Source organism: Acidisarcina polymorpha, from assembly GCF_003330725.1.
In the GTDB taxonomy this organism is placed as follows: Bacteria; Acidobacteriota; Terriglobia; order Terriglobales; family Acidobacteriaceae; genus Acidisarcina; species Acidisarcina polymorpha.
In genome coordinates, this window is the sequence record NZ_CP030840.1 from 3,468,721 (window position 1) to 3,486,930 (window position 18,210).

Annotated in this window: 14 protein-coding genes; 9 read left to right on the forward strand and 5 right to left on the reverse strand. The window is 57.3% G+C overall.

Annotated features, from left to right (window positions below):
- Positions 1-204: 204 nt before the first annotated feature.
- Entirely contained in the window at positions 205-1,185 is a 981-nt protein-coding gene (locus ACPOL_RS14960) for a VOC family protein (protein ID WP_114207761.1), read from the reverse strand.
- A gap of 215 nt (positions 1,186-1,400) precedes the next feature.
- Here ACPOL_RS14960 and ACPOL_RS14965 point away from each other — a divergent pair, with 215 nt between their 5' ends.
- Positions 1,401-2,186 (forward strand): ThuA domain-containing protein, encoded by a 786-nt coding sequence (locus tag ACPOL_RS14965; protein ID WP_114207762.1) that lies wholly within the window; start codon positions 1,401-1,403, stop codon positions 2,184-2,186.
- Positions 2,187-2,274: 88 nt separating this feature from the next.
- Here ACPOL_RS14965 and ACPOL_RS34800 read toward each other — a convergent pair whose 3' ends face one another.
- Together ACPOL_RS34800 and ACPOL_RS34805 are read right to left on the reverse strand one after the other, a co-directional pair.
- On the reverse strand, positions 2,275-3,174 hold the full coding sequence (locus ACPOL_RS34800; protein ID WP_236657486.1) for a glycoside hydrolase family 116 protein: 900 nt from the start codon (positions 3,172-3,174) through the stop codon (positions 2,275-2,277).
- Positions 3,066-4,682 (reverse strand): GH116 family glycosyl-hydrolase, encoded by a 1,617-nt coding sequence (locus ACPOL_RS34805; protein WP_236657487.1) that lies wholly within the window; start codon positions 4,680-4,682, stop codon positions 3,066-3,068. Before ACPOL_RS34805 ends, ACPOL_RS34800 begins: the two co-directional genes overlap by 109 nt.
- Before the next feature lie 137 nt (positions 4,683-4,819).
- On the opposite strand from ACPOL_RS34805, the gene ACPOL_RS14975 reads away from it, so the two are divergent.
- From ACPOL_RS14975 to ACPOL_RS15000, 6 genes are all read left to right on the forward strand, one after another.
- Positions 4,820-5,983: a Gfo/Idh/MocA family protein gene (locus ACPOL_RS14975; protein ID WP_201759237.1), complete on the forward strand. Its 1,164-nt coding sequence runs from the start codon at positions 4,820-4,822 to the stop codon at positions 5,981-5,983.
- Entirely contained in the window at positions 5,983-7,155 is a 1,173-nt protein-coding gene (locus tag ACPOL_RS14980; protein ID WP_114207764.1) for a dihydrodipicolinate synthase family protein, read from the forward strand. Before ACPOL_RS14975 ends, ACPOL_RS14980 begins: the two co-directional genes overlap by 1 nt.
- 11 nt (positions 7,156-7,166) lie before the next feature.
- A complete protein-coding gene (locus ACPOL_RS14985; RefSeq protein ID WP_201759239.1) occupies positions 7,167-7,982 on the forward strand; it encodes a sugar phosphate isomerase/epimerase family protein in 816 nt (271 codons plus the stop codon).
- Between the two features lie 23 nt (positions 7,983-8,005).
- Positions 8,006-9,367, forward strand: coding sequence for an NAD-dependent succinate-semialdehyde dehydrogenase (locus ACPOL_RS14990; protein WP_114207766.1), 1,362 nt, complete (start codon positions 8,006-8,008; stop codon positions 9,365-9,367).
- A gap of 923 nt (positions 9,368-10,290) precedes the next feature.
- Positions 10,291-10,824, forward strand: coding sequence for an RNA polymerase sigma factor (locus tag ACPOL_RS14995; RefSeq protein ID WP_114207767.1), 534 nt, complete (start codon positions 10,291-10,293; stop codon positions 10,822-10,824).
- Positions 10,821-11,585 carry an anti-sigma factor family protein gene (locus ACPOL_RS15000; protein WP_114207768.1) on the forward strand — a complete coding sequence of 255 codons (765 nt, stop codon included), beginning with the start codon at positions 10,821-10,823 and terminating at the stop codon, positions 11,583-11,585. Before ACPOL_RS14995 ends, ACPOL_RS15000 begins: the two co-directional genes overlap by 4 nt.
- A 367-nt stretch (positions 11,586-11,952) precedes the next feature.
- Here the strand turns inward: ACPOL_RS15000 and ACPOL_RS15005 are convergent, their stop codons facing one another.
- A complete protein-coding gene (locus ACPOL_RS15005) occupies positions 11,953-13,554 on the reverse strand; it encodes a sensor domain-containing phosphodiesterase (RefSeq protein WP_236657488.1) in 1,602 nt (533 codons plus the stop codon).
- A gap of 320 nt (positions 13,555-13,874) precedes the next feature.
- Between ACPOL_RS15005 and ACPOL_RS15010 the strand changes: the two genes are divergently transcribed.
- Positions 13,875-15,206, forward strand: coding sequence for a sugar MFS transporter (locus tag ACPOL_RS15010; RefSeq protein WP_114207770.1), 1,332 nt, complete (start codon positions 13,875-13,877; stop codon positions 15,204-15,206).
- Positions 15,207-15,495: 289 nt separating this feature from the next.
- On the forward strand, positions 15,496-17,535 hold the full coding sequence (locus tag ACPOL_RS15015; RefSeq protein ID WP_114207771.1) for an ArnT family glycosyltransferase: 2,040 nt from the start codon (positions 15,496-15,498) through the stop codon (positions 17,533-17,535).
- A 354-nt stretch (positions 17,536-17,889) separates the two neighbouring features.
- Here ACPOL_RS15015 and ACPOL_RS15020 read toward each other — a convergent pair whose 3' ends face one another.
- Positions 17,890-18,192 carry an ArsR/SmtB family transcription factor gene (locus ACPOL_RS15020; RefSeq protein ID WP_114207772.1) on the reverse strand — a complete coding sequence of 101 codons (303 nt, stop codon included), beginning with the start codon at positions 18,190-18,192 and terminating at the stop codon, positions 17,890-17,892.
- Positions 18,193-18,210 lie beyond the last annotated feature (18 nt).

Sequence of the window (18,210 nt, forward strand, 5' to 3'; positions counted from 1 at the left end):
AAAAACGAACGGTCCAGGGGATTTTATAAACTTACTTACTAAGATTTAATAAGCATGTACCCGAAGCGGGGCAACGTGCAACTACTTTTTGAAGGGAACTTTTACCTGGCCGATCGTCGATGCCGAGGGATCAAAAGCACTCATCTTCCATATAAACAGCATGTATGGGCCGGTGCTCCGGGTATAAGTGAGGACGGTTAGGCGTCAGTAGGCGTGGATCAGTTCGACGCTCACGCCGCCGACTTTATCCGTATCCATATAGTTGTACTGCCCCGAGTCATGTTTTCCGATGTCGCCCCATGCGCCGGCCTGCCACACGGGAAAGCCGAGTTTTTCATAGGCGGCAGCTGCTTTGGGAAGATCACCCACAAGCATGCCAATGTGCTGGACGCCTTCGCCATGACGTTTGAGGAAGTCCTCATAGATATTGGCTGGCATGGGGGGCGGCTGGATCCACTCATAGCTGATGGAGCCGATCCGCTGGAAGCCCACGTCAAACGCCAGAAGAAGCGGCTGGCCGCGATAGCGCGAATCGTCGCGGGGCGTAGCGTGCTCCAGGGCGAAGCCGGGAAAGCCGAGCTTCTGCCAGAATGCTGAAACCGCTGCGGCATCGCGAACGACTATACCGACGTGGGAGACGGTTTGTTGCTCCGAAGGCTGGGGCGCTTCGCCAGGCCAGTAGACGAGGCCAAGTACGTATTTGCCCTGAGATTCAGTGTCGAAGTAGGTGTAGGTCACTGGGGTGTGGGCGATTTCAAATGTGACCTGTTGCAGTACACCGATTCCGAGGCTGGCCATCCGTTGAATCTCTTGATCCATCGCCGCCCTGGTGGGGACCTCATGGACAACAGAGAAGATGCCGTCTTGATGTTTTTCCAGGAAATCGTTGTAGGAATTCAGCTGGCCTTCAGCTGGCTGGAGGAAGTTGACGGTCAGGTTGCCGAGCCGTCCAGTGACCTGCCAGGTGTAGATGGTTGCCGGCTTGCCGTGGTCACTGCCAGTGGCCTTGATATTCGCGTACTTGTGGATGTCGGTCATTCCGAGCGCAGTCCACGCAGGCAGAATCGCATCGATATTCTGAGAGACCCACGTGACCCGGTTGATGGTCTGGTAATATTCAGGCACCTGAGCGCGGCAGGTCCCCGTTAGAATGCACATTACCGTGAGACAGTGAAGAAGCTTCATCTGCTGCTCCTTTTAGAAGTTCACAAGCAAATCGGCCACCAGGAAAAATCGCGCCGTCGGTAAATCCTCGAGGTACATTAGAAGCAACATGCTAAACAACCGTTAGGAAGTAAGCAAGTGAAGGATGTAGATGTCCCATTACAGCGCGATCGAACTCATCCGTTGAACTGATGGGATTGAGTGGCAACTTCTATCCATGGAGGTTTATAGAGTCGATGAAGTCCAGAAAGATCCTGGGTATTTTCCTCTGTCTGCTGCTTTGTGCGGCCCTTTCTTCCGCTCAGGACATTTCGTCCAAGCAGGAAGTAAAGTTTCGGGTGGTGGCGATTGCAGAGCCCGGCAACAAAGACCATCAAGGATTTGTGGAGGCGGCAAAGGCTTATTTGAACAGGCTGGCTGTCGAAAACAATTTTGCCGTTGACTACATCGGCGACACAAAACCCATTAACGACGCCTTTCTAGCAAAGTACAAACTGTTCATCCAATTAAACTACCCACCCTATATGTGGTCGCCGACGGCGCAAGAGGCCATCGAAAGCTATCTCACCGAAGGCAAGGGGGGATGGATCGGCTTCCATCACGCGGCGCTGCTCGGTGATTTTGACGGCTACTCGATGTCGCCGTTCTTCTCGAAGTTTATGGGGGACATTCGCTACACGAGCTACATTCCTGATTTCGCAACAGCGACGGTGCGTGTCGAAGACCCGGCGCATCCGGTTTTGAAAGGCATTCCATCGTCTTTCGTTGTGCAGCATGAGGAGTGGTACACGTGGAACCAATCGCCTCGTCCGAATGTGCGCGTGCTGGCCAGCGTGGATGAATCCACTTACCAGCCCGACAGCCTCATCAAGATGGGAGGCGACCATCCGGCAATCTGGTCAAACGAGCATTACAAGGCCCGCAACGTTTACATCTTCATGGGACATCATGCTGACCTCTTCGAGAATCCCAACTTCGTTCAGATCTTTCACAACGCCATCTTCTGGGCAGCGGGACAATGAACGCCATCTGCGTGCCGATACATAGATTGGAGCCGCAAAGTAGGGGCCCGATCCAGGAACGGAACGGGCCACCGAATGGAGCAAGTGCTTATTGTTTGCGAGGAGGAGTCATTTCCATCGCCCAGATGGATGCGGGGCGCATATACATTCCGGCGCGGTAATTTCCGGTGATGTCCCATGCTTCAGGGGTGCGGAACCAATAGCCCTTGTCCTCGTAAATGACGTGGTAGAGGCCGTGGATGGTCTTCCATGACTGATCTTCCAATCCATCGCTTTTGGCGAGCGCGGCGTAGCCGATTGTGGTTCCTACCCAGACCTCCTTGGCTTCGGCGTTGGTCATGATGCTGCCGTCGGCTTCCATGCCGTTGGCTGCGCCCATGTCGCCGCCGCCGAACTTCATCACGTTGTAGTCGAAGATTTTCTTCAGCGTCTTTTGCTGCATGTCGTACGGAACGATGTCTCCCAGACCGGTGAGATTGGCGTACCACTGGCCGGCGAGCTGGTCGGCTTGAATGGCGTTCTTGGACTCACTACTTGTGTCGTAGAGGAAATACTCCCCATTCCATAACTTCGAGATGTAGGTCTTCTGCGCCTTCAAGAACAGATCGTGGTACTCCTTTTCTGCTTTGGTGTCGCCGAGGATCTTTGCTGTCTCTTCGGTAGCGCGAAGGGCGGCGAGCCACAGGTTGCCGGAGTAGGCGCTGACGCCGGTCACGACCCAGTCGTCGTAGGTCTGGTCGGGATAGCCGCTGTTTTCCGGCACTCCACCGCCGTGATCGAACTGGCGCAGGTACTCGATGGCCATCTTTACGGAGGGCCAGGTCTCCTGCAGGAAGGCTTTGTCGGTGCGCCCGGTCAGGACATAGTCGCGGTAGACCATCAACACGAATTTCGAGTTGAGGTCTTTCCAGTCGTTGGTGTCCTGAATGCCCGGCTCGTTGACAGAGATGAATGGATCGCCCTCCGGCACGCCAAGGTCATGCGGCACGGCGCCGATTTTTTTCGCTTGTGGGTGACGGGCTGGCCCTCGAGATCGCTCTTCCATACCCACATGCCCTGCTCGGGCCACTCTTTGGCGACGGTGTCGGAAAACTCCCGCAGCACTTGCTTATCAACATCCGGCCAGAATTTCAGAAGCGGTAGAGACGCGTAGAAGCGGACATCGAGTGTGCCGTAGTAGGCGTAGTCGAAACACTCCAGCAGGGCAAAGGTGGCAGGCGCCTTTGGATCAGAGCCTGGCTGGCGTCCCCAGAAGGTTCCGCCATCGGTGAGGACGTAGAGTTCGTTGAAAAGCATGCCGCGATACCAGAGAGGCTTGCTCTCGTCGTTGACGTAAGGAGCCTGCCATTTGTCGATCGCGTCGCTCCATTCGGAGGCGTGCAGCAGACCGTCTCTGGCGATGGTCCACGCGTTGGTGCCGGAGGTCCCGTAGAAGTCAGTGTAGCGGCGCTCCCATTTGCGGCCCTCGCCAAACTGGACGAGCGGGAAATCCCATGCAACCACCATGGGGATGATTCTGCTTTCGCCGGGCTTGAGGGTGAAGCGGACTGCGATGGCGCCGCCAAGCTTTTCCTTATCACTGACCCAGCTCTTGTCGTTGTTGTCGAGGCGACCGTCCTTGGAGAACGGCGTCCAGATGGCATGGCCGTCGCCTTCCGTCTGGTACGAGTTGTGATAGGTGATCTCGACTCCAGGCGAGTCGATGGAGGCTATGACGAACTGACCGTCCCACTCGTTGGGCGCAGTGCCAGCGCGCAGTCGGTCGAAGACGATGCCTTTCATCTTGCCGGCGCCGGCGACGTCTTCACTTTTGTAGGTATTGAAATTGCCTTGATTGGGAGCGCCTTTAAAGTCGCGGGTAAAGGTGCGGAACCAGCCGGACATATTTGTCCATGATAAAAGTACGGACACGGTTACAGTTTTGTTCGTCGGGTTGTCGGCATGCCAGCGATAGATGGCGACCGGATAGCTGGACTCCTTGTAGTTGCCGGGGAGGACGGGCGAGAACTGTTCGAGCGTCAGGTGGGCGGGGAACTTGTCGTACTTGTAGTCGAACCACGCCTTGGGATTGAGCGCATAGTAGTTGCCTGCGCCGACCGGGTAGTCCCATTTCCACGATGAAAGCTCGTTGCCTTCGGGGTGGCCGTTCAGAAGCGCCTGCGCAACCGGTGGAGTGTCGCTTCCCGCCTGCTCGAAGACGGCGAACTGGTTCGCATAGATCGGCTCATACTTGTGGACCGCGGCTTTGATGTGCCAGCGATTGAAATCGCCTCGATAGCTGCGAGAAAAGGTGCCTGCACCGAAACCGCCAACCGGGACGCCTTGCCAGTAGCCGTCATCGATGTCCCCGTGAGAGCGGGTGACGCCAGGATTAGCGAGCGGCTCGCCGAGTGGGCGTGTCCATGCGGCCTTGGGGATGTTGTCGCCGCCCCATGCTGCGCCGGTGAGTAGAAGAAACAAAGAACACACTGTTGCAGAGAGCGATGCGAGTTTCAATAAACCTCCGAAAAGCGGGTAGTCCGAGGATGAGAGCTGATGAGTCTTAGAAATGCCGCTTGTCAGAGTCGTCCGTTGAGGTCGACAATGGGTGCGCGACACTTATATAACAAAGATTACAAACTGGTGAGGAAAGCGTGTCAACCAAAAAAATAGGCATCATCATGCACGGCATCACAGGACGCATGGGTTACAACCAGCACCTGCTGCAGTCAATTGTGGCGATCCGGGACCAGGGTGGGGTGGCGCTTCCCAACGGTGACCGGGTGGTGCCCGATCCCATTCTTCTAGGCCGCAACGAAGAAAAGGTGCGCACGCTGGCAAACCGCCATGGAGTGACCCGAGTTGCCAAGGATGTCGCTACGGCGCTAGCCAATCCTGAGGACATCATCTTTTTTGACGCCGGCTCAACGCAGATGCGTGCTGCTCTGCTGAAGCAGGCCATCGCGGCGGGCAAGCATGTGTACTGCGAGAAGCCGCTTTCGGAGACGCTGGAAGAATCAGTAGCGCTGGTGCGACTGGCGGATGCCAAGGGTATAAAGAGCGGCATCGTGCAGGACAAACTGTATCTGCCGGGACTGCGCAAGATCCGGATGCTGCGCGATTCAGGTTTCTTCGGGCGCATTCTTTCAGTGCGCGGCGAGTTCGGCTACTGGGTGTTTGAAGGGGACTGGCAGCCAGCGCAGCGTCCGTCATGGAACTATCGCAAGGCCGATGGCGGGGGCATTATTCTCGACATGCTGCCGCATTGGCGCTATGTGATGGACAACCTCTTTGGCGAAGTGAAGGCGGTAAGCTGCCTGGGCGCGACGCATATTCCTGAGCGAGTCGACGAGCATGGCCAAGCGTATAAGGCCGATGCCGACGATGCCGCGTATGCGACCTTCCAGTTGGCAGGCGGCGTGATCGCGCAGATCAACTCTTCGTGGTCGGTGCGGGTGAAGCGCGATGACCTTGTGACCTTCCAGGTGGATGGGACGCTTGGATCTGCGGTCTGCGGATTGACGCACTGTTACACGCAGCACCGTGTGAACACCCCGCGTCCGGTATGGAACCCTGAGCAGCCGCAGACAATCAAGTTTCAAGAGCAGTGGGAGGAAGTCCCCGACAACCAGGTCTACGAGAATGGCTTCAAGCTGCAGTGGGAGGACTTCATCCGCCACGTGGCAGCGGATACGCCATGGAGATATAACCTGCTGGAGGGGGCGAAGGGCGTACAGCTGGCGGAGCTTGGATTGAAGAGCTGGGCCGAGCGGCGCTGGATCGATATTCCTCCGCTGTCGCTGGAGACGGGAAAATAATGCCTCTGACCATCAAGCTGCCTAACAGCAGCGGCGGTATCGAGAATTACACGGTCGCGAACATGCCATTGCCTGCGCCGGATAAGACTGCACCGCGCAGCTTCAACCGGGTGGCGTACTCGGCGGCGCATGTTGTGGTCAATCCGCTGGCAGATGACAATCCGTGGGTCGACCAGAGCTTCGATTGGGAGCGTACGATTGCTTTCCGCCATTACCTGTGGGACCTGGGCCTGGGCGTGGCGGAAGCTATGGACACGGCGCAGCGCGGTATGGGACTGAACTGGGCGGGAGCGAAAGAACTGATCCGCCATTCGCTCGCTGCTGCGAAGAGCAGGCCGGATGCGCTGATTGCCTGCGGCATCGGCACCGACCATCTGGTTCCCGGCGCGGAAGTGACGGTCGATGACGTCATTCAGGCCTACGAGGAACAGGCCGAATTTGTCGAAGGCCTTGGCGGGCGTCTCATCATGATGGCGAGCCGCGCTCTGGTGGCGGCTGCCAAGACTCCGGAAGACTATGTTCGTGTCTACGACCGTATTCTGCGGCAAGCGAAGGAGCCGGTGATTCTGCACTGGCTGGGAGAAATGTTCGACCCGGCACTCGACGGCTACTGGGGCTCGCGAGATCACCTGGCGGCTATGGATGTCTGCGTGGACATCATTAACCTCCATGCGGAAAAGGTGGACGGAGTGAAGATCTCTCTGCTTTCTGCTGAGAAGGAGATCACGATGCGCCGGCGACTCGTACCGGGCGTGCGGATGTATACCGGCGACGACTTCAACTATGCCGAATTGATCGCAGGCGATGAACGGGGCTATTCGCATGCGCTGCTCGGCATCTTCGATGCGATTGCCCCGGCTGCTTCGTTGGCTTTGGCGGAGCTTGGGGCAGGCAATCAGGCGGAATTTTACGAAATCCTCGCACCGACCGTGCCGCTGTCGCGACATATCTTCAAAGCTCCTACACGCTTTTACAAAACAGGAGTCGTATTCCTTTCCTATCTCAACGGGCTGCAAGATCACTTCTTGATGCTCGGCGGCCAGCAGAGCGCCCGGTCGCTGGTTCATCTGGCGGAGCTGTTCCGGCTAGCGGATGCGGCGCGGGTGCTGCATGATCCGGAGGTAGCAGTAGAACGGATGCGGCGCGTGCTTGCCGTTGGCGGCGTCGCGTGAGCCTGGCGGGCTTGTCGATCAATCTGGCCACGGTGCGTCGCCAGTACAATTTTGCGCAGGCGGTGGACGCGTGCCTCATCCAGGGAATTACCAGTATCGCTCCATGGCGCGACCAGGTGGAGGCCATCGGTTTGCAGGAAGCAGTCCGAATTGTGGAAGCGAATAAGCTGCGCGTCACTGGATTGTGCCGGGGCGGCATGTTTCCAGCAGCGGATAAAGAAGGGCTTGCCGCGGCGATTGACGACAACAAGCGCGCCATCGATGAAGCCGCGGCACTCCATGCAGACTGTCTGGTGCTTGTCGTTGGCGGGCTTCCGGCGGGTTCGCGCGACTTGCCATCAGCGCGGCAGATGGTGACGGACGGCATTGCGGCCATTCTGTCGTACGCGCGGGAGCAGAAGATGCCTCTCGCCATCGAGCCGCTGCACCCGATGTATGCGGCAGACCGCGCCTGCATCAACACCCTGGAACAGGCGCTCGACGTATGTGACCTGCTGGGCGAGGGCGTGGGCGTGGTGGTGGATGTTTATCACGTTTGGTGGGACCCGAGGATCTCCGGACAGATTGCCCGTGCCGGCGCGGCAGGGCGGATCCTGGGCCACCACGTCTGCGACTGGCTGGCGCCGACGCGCGACTTATTGCTTGACCGGGGTATGATGGGCGACGGCGTAATCGATCTGAAAGCGATCCGGGCTGCGATTGAAAAGTCTGGGTACCATGGGCCGCAGGAAGTGGAGATTTTCTCGTCCGAAAACTGGTGGAAGCGGCCGGGCGAGGAAGTTCTATCCACCTGCGCTGAGCGTTACCTAACAACATGCAGGCTATAAGAGCCGGCAGGAGAGAAGCCAATATGTCTTTTACATCGATCAACCCGACGACAGGCGAAGTGCTGAACACCTATCCCGAACATAGCCAGGAGGAGGTAGAGACGCGGCTGCAGAGTGCGTGGGATGGCTGGCAGAGGTGGTCAAAGACACCGCTGAGCGAGCGCACCGGGTTTCTGCTGCGCCTCGCCGACTTGCTGGAGCAGCGCGCTGATGAGTATGGCCGCCTGATCACGCTCGAAATGGGCAAGCCCATTGGCGAGGCCGTAAATGAAGTGAAGAAGGCGGCGACGGGGGCCCGTCATTTCGCGCAGGAAGGACCGGCATATCTTGCGCCGGAGCGAATTCCTGGGATGCCGGGACGCATTGAGTATCAATCGTTAGGGCCGATCCTCGCGATCATGCCGTGGAACTTGCCGTTCTGGCAGGTGTTGCGATTCTTCATACCAACCGCGATGGTAGGCAATTCGGTGGTTGTCAAGCATGCGGAGACGGTGCAGGGATGCGCGCTGGCGATCGAAAAGCTGATCAGCGATGCGGGCGCGCCGGAAGGCTTGTATGTGAACCTTTCCGTGCAGCGAGAGGCAGCGCCGAAGGTGATTGCCGATCCTCGCATTCGCGCTGTGACGGTGACGGGCAGCGTGGCTGCCGGCCGTGCGGTAGCAGAGATCGCAGGCCGCTATGGAAAGAAAGTCGTGCTCGAGCTGGGCGGTTCTGATCCGTTCATCGTGCTGGAAGATGCAGACCTCGCAAAGGCAGCGCAGCTCGGTGTCGTGTCGCGCTACTCCAACAACGCGCAAAGCTGCATTGCAGCGAAGCGGTTCTTCATCGCCGAGCAGGTAGCGGAGACGTTCACCAAGGCATTTCTTGGACATGCCGCGGGTCTGAAGGTGGGCGATCCGCTGCTGACGGAGACAAAGCTTGGACCGCTGGCGCGCAAAGACCTGCTTGCAAATACCGAACGGCAAGTGAAGGCCGCGGTGGCTGAGGGAGCGAGTGTGTTGCTTGGCGGCAAGGCTTTGGAAGGGCCGGGATATTTCTACCCGCCGACGGTGCTGAGCGGATTGCCGCATGATGCGGCTGTGGCTGGCGAAGAGTTCTTTGGCCCGGTGGCGCTGTTCTACACCTTCAAGACGGAAGAAGAGGCTATCCAACTGGCAAATGACAGCGAGTTTGGCTTAGGCGCGTCCGTCTGGAGCCAGAATTCGGAGCGTGCGAATGCGGTGGCTTTGCAGCTTGAAGCGGGAGCGGTGTTCCTTAATGATTTCGTGCGCTCCGATCCGCGCGCGCCATTTGGCGGGATGAAGGCTTCCGGCTTTGGACGCGAGCTGGGCGGGCTTGGCGCGCGTGAACTGACCAATGCGAAGTTTGTCTGGGAACAGAAGTAAAAGGGATAACTTCAAGTGGGTTGGGTCGCTATTCGGAAACGCGCTGAGATCGACATCCAGAGAGAAAGGTAGTACAAGCACAACCAACCTGTGAGCTATTAGCGTCGTACCGACCTGTGGATGAGGCGGGACACAAAGTCCCGCCACGCTTTCTGCGCGACGGGACTTCGCTAGGAGAATGAACCAAGGGCTAGGACGAATGAACCAAGGGCTCTTCAAGCTTTACGACGGAGCTGTCTGCGTCCGGTTCTATACCATGGCGTGGTTCAGTGGTGCTGGGGGTGGTCAGGTTTTCAGTTGCTGTCTTGTGTAGGAACAGGGGACGCTTCCGATTTGACAAATGTTTCTGTATGTCGGATTTCTGATTGAAGCGCATGGTGCCCTCCGATCGGTGATGGTCTGTCCTGAAAGGTGCCCGTCTAGAGCAAGCTGCGAACAGCTGGAGGCGAGGAAGAAATTCGAGTACCCACTTGAAATTCGAGTACCCCCTTATTATACGACTCCGTTGGCAATAAGTTCCTGAAACCCTCCAAGGACCTTACCGGTTTCCGCGCCAGCGGTGCCAGCAGCGTGGACGCGGAAACACCACCGGCGATCGTCCAGAGCAGACCGGTGCCTGCCCAAGCCACGCATCCCAGGAAGTTTCACCTCGTCGCCAACTAACCGTCGCCAACAGGCCACGCCTGATTATCTTTCACGACTTCATCTTCTTGAAGGCGAATTCATCTCCATCTCCATCCGGTTTACTTGCCTGCGCCATCGAGAACCAGCAAAATCCGCGATTTATTCACGGCAAAATAAACAAGTGGGCAGATGGAATGAAACCAGCGTGATCTAGTTATGGGAGGTGTGGCTCACTGAAAGGAGCAACGCCGACTCCAAGCGCACCCACGCCGCCGCGCAACTTTGAGGAGCTCTGAACAATGCGCGTCCCCGCCAGTAGCGTGCTCTTCGAACAGCTTGCACTGCCTCTGCTGCCTGCGCTCTACAGCCACGCATTCTGGCTAAGCCGCAATCATGCAGAGGCCGAAGACATCGTGCAGGAGACCATTGCCAAAGCTCTCCGCGCCTTCAGTTCCTTTCAAACCGGCACCAACTTCAAGGCGTGGATCTTCCGTATCTTGCGCAATACGTTCCTCACGTCGCGCACTGGCATCGCGGCTTCGCGCACAGTGTTTCTGGAAGACCTGGCTGATCTGCTCGAAGTTACGGACACCAACCCGTCCCCGGAAGATCACCTGCTCCGTCTGAACAACCAGGCGGCATTGACCGAGGCGTTGGAACGTCTGCATCCTCAACTTCGTGAAGTTCTGCTACTTTGCGAAGTCGAGGAGCTTAAGTACAAGGAAATCGCCATAGTTCTCGACATTCCGGTCGGTACCGTCATGTCGCGCATTTCTCGTGCACGGCGGACGCTTTACGAAGATCTGCGACAACAGCTCGGGGGGTCGGTATGATTCAAGACCACAAACATCTGAGTCACGATGAAGCGAGCGCCTTCATTGACGGTGAGCTCTCTGCGAGCGCTGCGCTTGACCTTGAGCAACACTTGACCACGTGCCATTCGTGCACCATGCTCATTGTTTCTGCCATGCAGCTAAAAGCTGCCACCGCACGTGCCTACGAGCGCGTTGTTGCTCCGCCTGAGGCGCTCAGCCGCCTGGCCGCGCAACTTCGTCCCGACGCGGCGAAGAGGCCGGCGCGTGTCAGTTTTGGTTTATGGGCCTGGGGCGCTCTGGCCGCAAGCGTGATCCTTGTGGCGTCTTTCATCGGGTGGCGACAAACTCGGCAGTCTAACAACCTCGCTGCGGAGCTGCTCGATCAACATCTGGCTGTCTTATCCAGTGGCGCGCCGCCCGAGGTCATCTCAAGCGATCGTCATACAGTCAAACCCTGGTTCCAGGGTAGATTGCCATTCAGCTTCAACCTGCCCGAGGTTTTGCCTGATGGTACTACGCTCAACGGCGGCGATCTCACCTATCTTCACGGACAGCCCGCGGCGCTACTCCTCTTCAACATCGGCAAGCATCGTGCGTCGGTCTTCCTTATCCAGAGATCCCGAAATGGAAGTGCATCGGTGTCGTCAGGATCTCAGTCCGGATTCGTCATTCAGTACGCCAAGACTCAGGACCTGGGTATCACCGCTGTGAGCGACGTGAATCCTTCCGACCTTGCTCTTCTTATGTCCGCCCTGGTGGAGGCACAATCACCTCGCTAGGCGCGCAGGGATATTCTTCTACCATCCCCGAGGCAGGCACATCCATCGTTGTCGAACGCGACAGTCGAGAAGCAAAACGCCGTGCGTTCCATCGGTTATGTCAACTGGTCATATCAGGCCAATGCGCTCGAGCCGGTCGGCGCCGTCGTACTTGGCAAGTAGCCAATAAACCGGCTACTCATAAAGCTACACTCGATAGCCGCATGTGTTCAAGTAGTTGACTATCAGACAAGTGAATTGGTTCATGTGGCTGTGAGTGCATTGGCGAATTATCGCTAACCCAGACGATGAAGGAGGCTCTCATTGAAGATGAGGTGGAGAGAATGCGCTTTCCCCTCGAGATGATCCGCAACAAGTAGACGACCGATTAGATAGGTAGAAAACGATCTTCCCCTGCTCGCCTCCGCAGTTCTTCCTCCAACTGCTTCTGCGTTTCGACATCGTCGGCGCTGCCGTACCAGCGGATGATTTTTCCATCTTTGTCGTGCCGCGGAGCTCCGCGGGAACGGATCCAGCGCCACTCTCCGCTGGCAGCGCGGACGCGGCACTCCACATCGATGGGCTCTCCGGTGCGTAAAGAGTGTTCGATGCTTTCCGTCACGCGCTCCTGATCGTCCGGATGAAGCCCACGAATAAATCCTCGTCCGCGAGAGTCCTCTTCGCTCATCCCCGTGATCTGCTGCCAGCGCGGACTGATCATCGTTGCCATGCCATGTTCGTCGAGCACCCATGGGATCTGCGGGCTCAACTCGACCATATGGCGATAGTGATCTTCGCTCTCCCGCAGCGCCGCTTCCGTTCGCCTGCGGGTAGTGACATCAACGATTGCTACGGAGATGCCCACCACCTCGTTCGCTTCGTCGAAGGCGGGTAGGTAGGAGACCAGGAAGGTCTCCTCGGGCCGTCCGTCATCCGCTTCGCGCGTGATCTCCACTGCATGGACCGGCGCTCCTCCCAAGGCACGCTGCAAGTGGATTTCAAGCTGAGGATATACTCCCGGGATCATTTCACTGACAAGCCGGCCCAAATGACTGTGGACCGGAGCACCGTTCATCGCTGCGAGCTGCTGGTTGATGCTGATGTAGCGCAACTCAGGGCTGAGAAAGGCAAGGCCCACGGGAGCGCCGTCATACAGGGCCTGCAGGTGAGAGAGCCGCTGGCCAGGAGGGGAATTGTAGGAGATATCCCGCCAGACGCTGGAGTTGGGCCGTAACCGAACAGGCGCCCGCATGGTGATTGCGTCGCTCAGCCGTTCCGCCGGAACGGGCTTACCGAAGAGCCAGCCCTGGCCCATCTCGCACCCCAGCAACAGCAGCATTTCAGCCTGTTCCCCGGTTTCCACCCCCTCAGCAACCGTGGTCAAGCCCAGGCTTTGTCCGAGACCGACGACCGCAGAAACAATCTTGCGGCTCTCCCGATTTTCTGTCATCGAGCCTACGAAGCTGCGGTCCACCTTTAATCCGTCGAAGGGCAACGACTGTAGATGAAGCAGGCTGGAGTAGCCCGTACCGAAATCATCAAGCGCTAAGCGGCACCCGTGCGTCTTGAGTTCCATCGAGATGGCCTGCGCATGCTGCAGGTTCTCGAGCAGAGCGCTCTCCGTAATCTCGATGACCACCCGATCGAGAGGAAATGCAACTGCAGTCGCTGCCTCTAGAATCCGTTCCGGGAGTGTGAGATCATGCAGCATGTATGGGGAAACATTAAAGGCGAGCCACTGAGGCTCGGGCAGCAAGGTGGCGGCCCTGAATGCCTTCTGCATCAACATTCCCGTCAGTTCGCCGATCACGCCTGCTTGCTCGGCAACACCGACAAATGCTCCGGGCAGCACGACGCCAAGACTTCCATGCTGCCACCGGGCCAGAACTTCCATCCCAGCAACTTCGCCTGAATGAAGAACCACAACTGGCTGGAAAAACGGCACAAACTCATTGTTCCGTAGCCCTGCTCGAACTTGTTCAGCGTTCATGTGCATGAGAGAACCTCGCCGGACACCGCCGAAAAAGTATCCGCCTGTTCTAGCCCCTTTGTCGAACCGGTCTCGGTCAGCGCAGTCGTATGCCGCCAGCAATCGTTCCGGTTCTTCGGCAAGTTGCATGGAACGGCTGGGAAAATGCACGCCAGCCGCTCCATGCGTTGAGCGTCGAAAGCAATAATTTACGGTCACGCGCAGATTGGATCATGTAGTATCTCAGCAATTCGTTTCAGCTTGCGCGCCCATGCTCCACGAGTCGTCGATGTTTTTGAACATGGCAGCAAAGCAGGTCGTTTGGAGGAGATCGCAAAACAATGGCAATCGTAAATGCGGGCAGCGCGCGGACCGTTTCCGCTCATCCCGCCGACCATACGAACTACGGCGCGATGGCCATGGTCACCACGCTCTTTTTCGCATGGGGCTTTTGCACCGTTCTGAACGATGCTGTTATTCCGCATCTTCAGTCTGTTTTTGATTTGAGCTACGTTCAGGCGTCTCTGATACAACTCGCCTTCTTTAGCTCGTATTTCGTTTTCGCCCTGCCGGCGGGCAAACTGGTCGAGTGGATCGGCTACCAGCGAACCATGGTCGTCGGGCTGGTCCTGATGGCGTCCGGTGCGCTGCTCTTCGTACCGGCCGCAAGCGTTGCCACCTACGCGTTCTTCCTCTGTGCAGAGGTAGTGCTGGCGGCCGGCGTGACCGTCCTGCAGGTCGCGGCGAACCCATATGTCACCATCCTGGGGCCTCCGGAAACAGCTTCAAGCCGGCTGAATCTGACTCAGGCCTTCAATACGCTTGGCGACAGCGTTGCGCCATATATCGGCGGCGTTTTGATTCTTGGCGGAGCCGCCGCCGCCCTGCCGAGGGGCGAGCATCTCCAGGGAGCGGCCCTCACCGCCTATCGCATTCAACAGGCTGCCAGCATCAAGCTGCCATTTATCGCGATTGCCAGCGCAGCGACGGTCCTCGCGCTCGCTGTCGCGCTCTTTCGTTTCCCTCGCATCGCGATCACTCGCGAATTTCGCCCGACAGATCTGGGTGTGAAGCAGGAACACGTGTGGAACCATCCCCACCTCTATCTTGGTGCGATCGGCATTTTTATTTACGTTGGCGCTGAGGTCTCCATCGGTAGCTACATGGTCAAATATTTTGCCGATCCCAAGATAGCCGGACTGCCCCTGGAAAGAGCCGCAAAGCTGGTTACCTTTTACTGGTTCGGCATGATGGTCGGACGATTCATCGGCTCGGCAGCCATGCAGCGCATCGCCGCAAATAAGATGCTTGCCTGGAGCGGCCTTGGAGCGGGCCTGCTGGTGTTGGCCTCGCTGCTTGGTACAGGTTATTTCGCCGTGGTCACGATCCTTGCCGTCGGTCTTTTCAACTCCATCATGTTTCCCACAATCTTCACGCTGGCGGTCGCCGAGTTGGGTCCCCTCACCGGGCGAGGATCAGGCTTGCTGGTACAAGCGATCGTCGGCGGAGCGGTCTTTCCGGTGTTCATGGGATTCCTGGCCGACAAGTTCGGCATCCACCGCTCGCTGCTGATGCCGCTGCTCTGCTATCTATATGTGATTTATTACGGCTGGAGAGGCTACCGTATCCGGCCAACGGAACCGCAAACCCACCTTCAGGCACTCGTTGAGTAGCTACGCCCATTCTTAGGCTAGTGGACGATTTGTTGACTTCCCGGCCAAGTGACCAAAAAGCCGGTGTGAGTTCGCCACAATTCCGGCGGTAGCATTGGATCCTGGCGCGGTGAGCACCAACTCACCTTTGAGAACCATCACTAGAGTGGCATCTCGTTTATCTCGTCAACAGCCTCGTGGCGCAGGACCAGAGTCTTCAGTTAGAAGCGTAAAGCCGCAACCAGAAGCAATTGTTTTATCAGGTGGTGCTGCAACCCCACCGTAAGATACTGTAGATCGGAGCTGCGTCATGACCTCCTCCACGGGAAACCACTCGGAAAACGCCAACAAGCTTCCCTTGCGCTTCTTCGCTCTCGCTGTCGGACTCATAGCGATCTTCTTTATGCAGTGCATGCTCACCGCAAGAAGAGACTCGCTGAACTGGGATGAATCTCAACACCTCTACTCCGGATGGCTCTCCTGGAAGCACGCGGACTTCGGCTTCAACCCCGAGGTCCCCCCACTCATCAAGATGTGGTGTGCAATCCCCCTGCTGCATCGCCAAATTCAACAGCCCGCCTACATCAATGCTCCTTTCAAGCTCGAAGGCTTCGCCCTCGGGCAGAAATTCATGGCGATCAATGGAATCGACCGCACGCTGATACCTGCGCGGTTCATGGCCGCGCTTCTCTCAGTCATGCTCGCGATTCTGCTTTTCATCACCGCAAAGGAGCTGTTCGGCGCAGCGCCTGCCCTCTTTGCACTCGCGCTCTTTACCTTCGACCCGAACTTCCTTGCCCACGACGCATATGTCACCACCGACATCGGCGCCGCGCTCACCACTCTGTTGGCCGTCTACGCCTTTTATCGATTCACTAAGTGTCCCACAGTGCCCAGAATGCTTCTTCTTGCGATCGCCGTGGGATTAGGACTCACCGCCAAATTCACCGGCGTACTCATCGTTCCTATTCTTGTGCTGATTGCGGCTGCCGAGACTTGGCGCTCGCGTACCCCACGTTCTTCAAACCCGAAGACCGCCTCCGCCAGTCAGATGCTTGTTTGCCTGTGCACCGCCACCGCATTCGGACTTTTCTGCATCTGGGCCATCTATGGCTTTCGCTACCAGGCAAGGCCGGCGCCTCTAGAGTTGAACCCTTCCGCAGCATCGTATTTGCAGGGGCTGAGCTCGCCCATCAGCCGTAACGCAATGAGCTTCGGCGCGCGACATCATCTGCTGCCTGAGGCCTATCTTTATGGTCTGGCCGATACCAAAATTTCCGGCGATGATTACCCGTCCTATTTCTTTGGAAAGATGTACCCTCACGCTCCGCACTGGTACTATCCCGCAGCGCTCCTGATCAAATCGACGATTCCATTTCTGGTTCTTTTGTTCCTAACCGTTGCCCTCATCGTGATGGGGCAGTGGCGAGCGGGAAGGGAGATTATCTTCCTCACCATTCCTGCAGTGGTGCTCTTCGCAGTTGCTACGCTTTCCGTTTTCGGGATCGGATTCAGGCACCTTTTCTCGATCTTTCCCCCACTTTACATACTAATCAGCGGAGCCGCTTTTTACCTCGCAAATCGAGACCGCAGGTGGCGCCCCGCGCTTGCCCTTCTGCTCGTCTGGCAGATCGCTACCGCCCTTTTCTCCATACCCGGCGGCGTGGCTTACGCCAACGAGGCATGGGGCGGCTCGAGCCACACTCATCTCTACCTTTCCGACTCCAACACCGATTGGGGACAGCAACTCAAGATGGTGAAAATCTATCTCGATAAGCACCCTGGAAGGCCCTGCTACTTTGCCTACTTCGCCCAGGGCCCGGTGAACTTCACCGATTACGGCATCAAGTGCCAGCAGTTGCCAACCTCTTCAGGTTCATGGCTGGGATTCCCGCCCATGAGCTTCGCCTCAGGCCCGACCGTCTCCGGAACCATCCTCATCAGCGGGGGAAACCTTGACGGCGTCGACCGTCCGGGTAAGCTCAATCCTTATGAGCAATTCCGGATCTTGCAGCCAACAGCAACGATCGATGAAGCGGTCTACGTCTACGAAGGAACCTTCACCTTGCCCCTCGCCGCGGCATTAAGTCATGCCGAGGCATCGCAGAGCCTCATCCGCCAGAAACGCTACGATGGCGCCCTCGCCGAAGCAAAGCTTGCAACTCAGCTAGCGCCAGAGAGCACCGATGCGCTCACCGCGCTGGGTGACGCCTTGGACGGGTTGCATCGAGCACCCGAGGCGAAAGTCGCGTACGCGGCAGCTCTCCAGGCCGCACAAACCATCGAACCGGAGTTCCAGGTCGGCGCAGTCTCGGCGCTTAAAGCTAAAATCAACGGCGCGCAACCATAAGCCAATTCCGATATTTCTCTAACCTCATGAACCGCCACTACGGAGGTGGGAATCATGAGGAAACCGTTTACGAAGAGAACCAAAGGTCAGAAGGCTCGACCGAGACTAAGCCCGGCATTCCAGATTTAGAACTCTCAAAACTTGCAGTACAACGAAGCCGCTGGTTAGAAGATCATGCGGTCGCGCTACTTGCCCTCGACAGTTTGCATGAACACTCGGGACAGACGCTCAGTTCATATCCACAGCGGAACAAACAATTCACGCTGGTCGCTACTTCCCATTCAGCGATGTGCCGTTCGGGATGCCTACCCGATCCACCATCCTCTGGCCGGAGGTTTCGATGATTTTTCCAGATTATTTCGTCATCGGACGGGATCCGATCTGTCTGAGGTAATCGAGATATGCTTTGAACGTCCCGGGTACGATTCGATAAAACACGTTGAGGCCGTCTTTTCGAGAAGCAATCAGGCCGAGCTCTGTCAGGACCTTCAAATGATGCGAGAGCGTAGGCGGAGAGATATGGCTCTTCGCATGCATTTCTCCGCAGAATAGCTCATCATGCTGAGCTATTTGGGTGTAAATGGCGAGCCGGTTGGGATCGCCCAACGCTCTTCCAATCTGAGCGGCTTCGTCGTCGGTGATTCTTTTCTTGCTCATTTCTATATTCCGCAACCG

Coding starts and splice junctions, on each gene's coding strand:
- ACPOL_RS14960 (WP_114207761.1), bottom strand. CDS start 1,185: ATGAAGCTTCTTCACTGTCTCACGGTAATGTGCATTCTAACGGGGACC.
- ACPOL_RS14965 (WP_114207762.1), top strand. CDS start 1,401: ATGAAGTCCAGAAAGATCCTGGGTATTTTCCTCTGTCTGCTGCTTTGT.
- ACPOL_RS14980 (WP_114207764.1), top strand. CDS start 5,983: ATGCCTCTGACCATCAAGCTGCCTAACAGCAGCGGCGGTATCGAGAAT.
- ACPOL_RS14990 (WP_114207766.1), top strand. CDS start 8,006: ATGTCTTTTACATCGATCAACCCGACGACAGGCGAAGTGCTGAACACC.
- ACPOL_RS14995 (WP_114207767.1), top strand. CDS start 10,291: ATGCGCGTCCCCGCCAGTAGCGTGCTCTTCGAACAGCTTGCACTGCCT.
- ACPOL_RS15000 (WP_114207768.1), top strand. CDS start 10,821: ATGATTCAAGACCACAAACATCTGAGTCACGATGAAGCGAGCGCCTTC.
- ACPOL_RS15005 (WP_236657488.1), bottom strand. CDS start 13,554: ATGAACGCTGAACAAGTTCGAGCAGGGCTACGGAACAATGAGTTTGTG.
- ACPOL_RS15010 (WP_114207770.1), top strand. CDS start 13,875: ATGGCAATCGTAAATGCGGGCAGCGCGCGGACCGTTTCCGCTCATCCC.
- ACPOL_RS15015 (WP_114207771.1), top strand. CDS start 15,496: ATGACCTCCTCCACGGGAAACCACTCGGAAAACGCCAACAAGCTTCCC.
- ACPOL_RS15020 (WP_114207772.1), bottom strand. CDS start 18,192: ATGAGCAAGAAAAGAATCACCGACGACGAAGCCGCTCAGATTGGAAGA.